Below are 4,473 nucleotides of genomic sequence, written 5' to 3'. Positions count from 1 at the left end.
CAGCGGCAGACGCTCCTGCCGCTGGGCGGTCGGCGTGCCCGCCAGCTGCTCCCAGCGACCCTGCTTGAGGCCATAACCGAAGTCATAACTGCTGGCGGGAATGAGCTTGCCCGCCGGAATCCGGTCTTCACAGCGCATGAAGCGGATCTGCCAGCCCGAATCTACCTTGAGCTGCGGCTCGCCACACTGCTGTTCGGCGAGGGCCGCGAGATCGCTGCTCTGCCAGTCGAAGCGACGGTAGACCCTAAGCTGCTGGTAAGGAGCATTGCTGCTGCGCGCCTTGAGCTCGTAGGTGATCTCGGTGATGCGTGCGGCCAGTTGCCGGCTCGATTCGCCAGTCAGCTGATACTGTCGCCAGTCATTGGGGGAGTAGTTGGCTTGCGCCGAGGATGTAGCCAAAAGCAGGGGGCCTGCCAGCAGCAGCCACCCGGTACCTGAACGGTTCATTTTTATCCCTTTGTTCTTGTTTGTGTATTGTCTTGCGAGTAATCGCAAGGCAATTTAACCAGTTCCAAAGGGATATCAATCGTCAATTAAAAATCAGATAAATCAATAAGATGATGGCTTTTTGAGTCTGATCGGATTATCGTGGGCTGGCGCCGCAGTAAGGACTCACATGTTTCTTTTTCTGTTTTCAGAGCAGATCGGGAAATTGTGAGTCCGATCTCATTCAGCTTGTTGTGACAAGGTGGTCAGCTGTCGGGCAATCTTGCCCAACTGTTGGCGTGAGGGTTTGAGATTGCCACCGAGATCGGGCCAGGGGAGCCAGTGGTCGGGCACCATAAAGCCGGGCAGGGTGGCACGGATCCAGGCAGCCAGTTCGGAGTCGGGAACCGGCTCGCCGTGCCAGTCGATAAAGGCGGCGGGGCGTTGCCCCCACTCGTCGCTCGGTACCGGCACCACCAGCGCCTGGGCGACAGCGGGATGATCTACCAGTCGCTGCTCGATGGTTTCGGGCTGGATGTTTTCGCCACCCGAGATGAAGAGGTTATCGAGCCGTCCCTCTACCAGCAGCTCCCCTGCCGCAGTGAACCTCCCCTTGTCGCGAGTATGAAACCAGCCTTCGCCATCGAGGGGCAGATCCAGCTCGCCAGCCCGGTAGTAACCGGCAAACAGGGTGGCGCCGCGCACGCAGATCTCCTGCTCCCTGATGCACACTTCCCGTCCCGGTAGCGGTTTGCCAACTACGCCTGCATCGCCGGGGATAGCGGTGCAGACCTGGCTCCCCATCTCGGAGAGACCATAACTCACCTTGGGTTCGAGCCCCATGGCGCAGAGGCGGCTCACCAGCGGCTGCGGGATGGCGGCACCGCCGAGCAGCAACTCGCGCAGGCGGGTACGGGCGGGATCAAAACCCTCTGCCAGCAGGCGCCAGAGCTGGGTCGGCACCAGCGAGAGGTGAGTGATGGGCTGGCACTCCAGCCGCTCCTTGAGGGAGCGTTCACGTTGATCCAGCACCAGAGTTGCACCCGCCAGAAAGACCCGAAACAGGATGGCGTAGCCGCCGACATGGAACAGTGGCAGGGAGAGCAGCCAGCCGGACTTCTCATCGAGGGGAATGAGGGTGGCAGAGCCGCGCGCCGAGGCAAGGTGGTTGCAGAGCCGGTGCACCACCGCTTTCGGCGTACCGCTGGAGCCGGAGGTGAGGATCATGTTGTTGAGCTGGGTCGATTCCAGCGGCCACGCTTCCTCGCTTGCTGGCAGCTCGCGCGTGAAGTTGAACTGCAAGGGCTGCCAGTTGCCTGCCGGGATCTCCCCTGCCGACCAGAAGGCATCGGCATCGAGTTGTACCGCCAGCTCACGCTGCTTTTCGAGAGGAAAGGCGGGATTGAGCGGGCAGAACACCACGCCGCTGCGCACGCAGGCCCACGCCAGCAGCACATCTTCCAGCGCACCGCGCACCACCGCTGCCAGATGATCGCCACGATGCACTCCGGCTTGTTCCAGCTGTTGGCACAGGCTGTTGAGGCGGGCATCGAGCTGGCGGTAACTGAGAGGCGAGGCGGTGTGGATGGCAATGCGGTTCGGGGCTGAGATTGCCCGGTGGCGTACCGGGCAAGGTGTCTGTGCGGGTGAACGGGAGGGGTCAATCACGGTAATACAGTTGCTCCAGTCGACTCAAATCCGGTTTGCCATCTTCCCCCAGCAGGTTGCCTGCCATCCAGCGGCGGGTATCCAGCCCCGGCGCCTGTTCCGGTGCCCACTCGCCTGCCAGATGAAAGAGCTGGTTCAGGCCCAGATCTGATTCGAAACAGGAGGAGATGATCACCTTGAGCCGCAGTTCGCGGGCGCGGGCGATCAGCGCTTCGCAGTTGGCGAGTGAACCGAGCAGGGTAGGCTTGAGCACCAGCGCGCGCAGTTGCGGGATCGGCTCCCACGGCTTGCCTTGTGCCAGCAGTTCGTCCAGCGCCACCGGCATGCCGGTGCGGTTGACGACAAAGGCGATGTCGGCAAAGTCGGCGCAAGGGTCTTCCAGATACTCGATGCGATTCGGGTCGAGATGGCCGCAGAAGGTCCATGCCTCCTCGCGGGTCCAGCCCTGGTTGGCATCCAGCACCAGCTTGAGGGAGGGGAGGCGATCGCACAGCAGGCGGATCAGCGCCAGCTCGTCACGCATCGGGTAGCGGGCCACCTTCAGCTTGGCCTTGCCGGGCGTGCGGTGCAGCCACTCTTTCCAGTTGCGCAGTAGCTCCTGGGGGGAGCCTTGAATGAGGGGATAGGGCTCCGGCAGCGGGTTGCGCTGCTCGGGCCATGTCCGGCGCGCGCAGTCGAGGCCAAATTGCACCGACGGCAGCACGGGGTTCGGGGTATCGCCGGCGGCCAGGACCGCCAGCGTGGCAAGGGCTTCTGCCTCTGCCTGTTGCAGGCTCTCTTTCGAGAAGCCGGGCAGGGGGGCAATTTCCCCCCAGCCGTCGTTGATGCGCACCAACAGCCCCTCTCGCGCCACCTCCACCTTGCCGTGAAAGGTCAGTGGCTGGGTAAAAGGCAGTTGATAGCGATAGAGGGCTAGTGTCATCAGGGGTTCCGCTTGTATTTGGAGAAGTCGGGACGGCGTTTTTCGTTGAACGCGTTGCGCCCTTCCTGACCCTCTTCGGTCATGTAGAACAGCATGGTGGCATTGCCCGCCAGCTCCTGCAACCCTGCCTGGCCGTCACAGTCGGCATTGAGGGCCGCCTTCAGGCAGCGCAGCGCCATCGGGCTGTTTTGCAGCATCTCGCGGCACCAGCGCACGGTTTCGCGCTCCAGTTCGGCCAACGGCACGACGGTGTTGACCAGACCCATGTCGAGGGCTTGGCTCGCATCGTACATGCGGCAGAGGAACCAGATCTCGCGGGCCTTCTTCTGGCCGACGATGCGAGCCATGTAGGAAGCACCCCAACCGCCGTCGAAGGAGCCCACTTTCGGGCCGGTCTGGCCAAACTGGGCGTTGTCGGCGGCGATGGTCAGGTCACACATCATGTGCAGCACGTGGCCGCCACCGACCGCGTAGCCCGCTACCATGGCAACCACAGGTTTCGGGCAGGTGCGGATGTCGCGCTGGAAGTCGAGCACGTTGAGGTGGTGAGTCCCCTCGTCATCGCGGTATCCACCGTAGTCGCCACGGATCTTCTGGTCGCCGCCGGCGCAGAAGGCTTTCTCGCCAAAACCGGTCAGGATGATGGTGCCGATCTGATCGTCATAACGGGCATCGGCCAGCGCCTGCAGCATCTCTTTGACGGTGCGGGGGCGGAAGGCGTTGCGTACCTGGGGACGGTTGATGGTGATCTTGGCAATGCCATCGTTGGACTTGTGATAGAGGATGTCCTCGTAACCGGCGGAGCAATCCTGCCATTCAACAGGTGCATACAGTTCAGCTTCCGTCATTGCTTCAATCATGACTCGTCTCTTCTTGTTGGTTGACCCACTCCGCGAGGAGTCGGGCAAAGTTATCAGGCTGATGGGCGTGCAGATTATGGCCGCCATCCAGCACCAAGTGGTTGATTCTGCGATTTTGGTTCGCCAGCTGGCAAGCCAGCTGATGGAATTTGTGATCCCGCTTGCCACTCACATAAGTAACCGGCAGCTGGCTCGCCATGAGCCAGGGGGTGAGATCCGGCTGCTTGCCGAGCGAAGTGGCGCGCAGCATGGTGGCGATGCCCTGACCGTCGTTGCCAAGGCGGCGGGCGATCTGGCTGGCTCGAGCCGCATCGTCAAGATCGGCAAACACCCCTTGCCGGTACCAATCTGCCAGCACGTCAGCCAGAGGCTCACGCTCGAAGCGCTGCGCCCACTGTTCATCGTGCTGGATGCGGGCGGCCCGTTCACAGGCCGGTAACCCCGGGTTGCAGTTCTCCAGTAGCAGCCCCCGCAGCCCGGCGGGCTCGCGGCTGGCGTGATAGAGGGCCAGTCGCCCACCCAGCGAGTAACCCGCCAGCAGATAGCGTTCAATGTTGCGGTTGGCCAGCTCGGCGACCAGCCACTGGTGGCTCTGCT

4 protein-coding genes and 1 pseudogene are annotated in these 4,473 nt (G+C 62.4%); all 5 read right to left on the bottom strand.

The features are described 5' to 3' along the window. A pseudogene (locus L972_RS05950) lies at positions 1–447 on the bottom strand (collagenase); the annotation flags it as partial. Between the two features lie 219 nt (positions 448–666). Continuing rightward, the gene (menE, locus tag L972_RS05945; protein ID WP_047436577.1) at positions 667–2,094 is read right to left on the bottom strand and encodes an o-succinylbenzoate--CoA ligase; all 1,428 of its coding nucleotides are present in this window, start codon (positions 2,092–2,094) and stop codon (positions 667–669) included. After that, positions 2,087–3,016, bottom strand: coding sequence for an o-succinylbenzoate synthase (menC, locus tag L972_RS05940; protein ID WP_047436574.1), 930 nt, complete (start codon positions 3,014–3,016; stop codon positions 2,087–2,089). Before menC ends, menE begins: the two co-directional genes overlap by 8 nt. Further along, positions 3,016–3,876 (bottom strand): 1,4-dihydroxy-2-naphthoyl-CoA synthase, encoded by an 861-nt coding sequence (gene menB, locus L972_RS05935; RefSeq protein ID WP_019445476.1) that lies wholly within the window; start codon positions 3,874–3,876, stop codon positions 3,016–3,018. The genes menC and menB overlap by 1 nt, the downstream gene beginning before the upstream one ends. Beyond that, positions 3,869–4,473: alpha/beta fold hydrolase (locus L972_RS05930; RefSeq protein WP_047436571.1), on the bottom strand; the 605-nt coding region annotated here is incomplete at its 5' end. The genes L972_RS05930 and menB, both read right to left, overlap by 8 nt.

The organism is Aeromonas sp. ZOR0001 (assembly GCF_000801015.1).
Lineage (GTDB): Bacteria > Pseudomonadota > Gammaproteobacteria > Enterobacterales > Aeromonadaceae > Aeromonas > Aeromonas veronii.
This window is presented reverse-complemented; position numbering and strand designations above follow the sequence as displayed.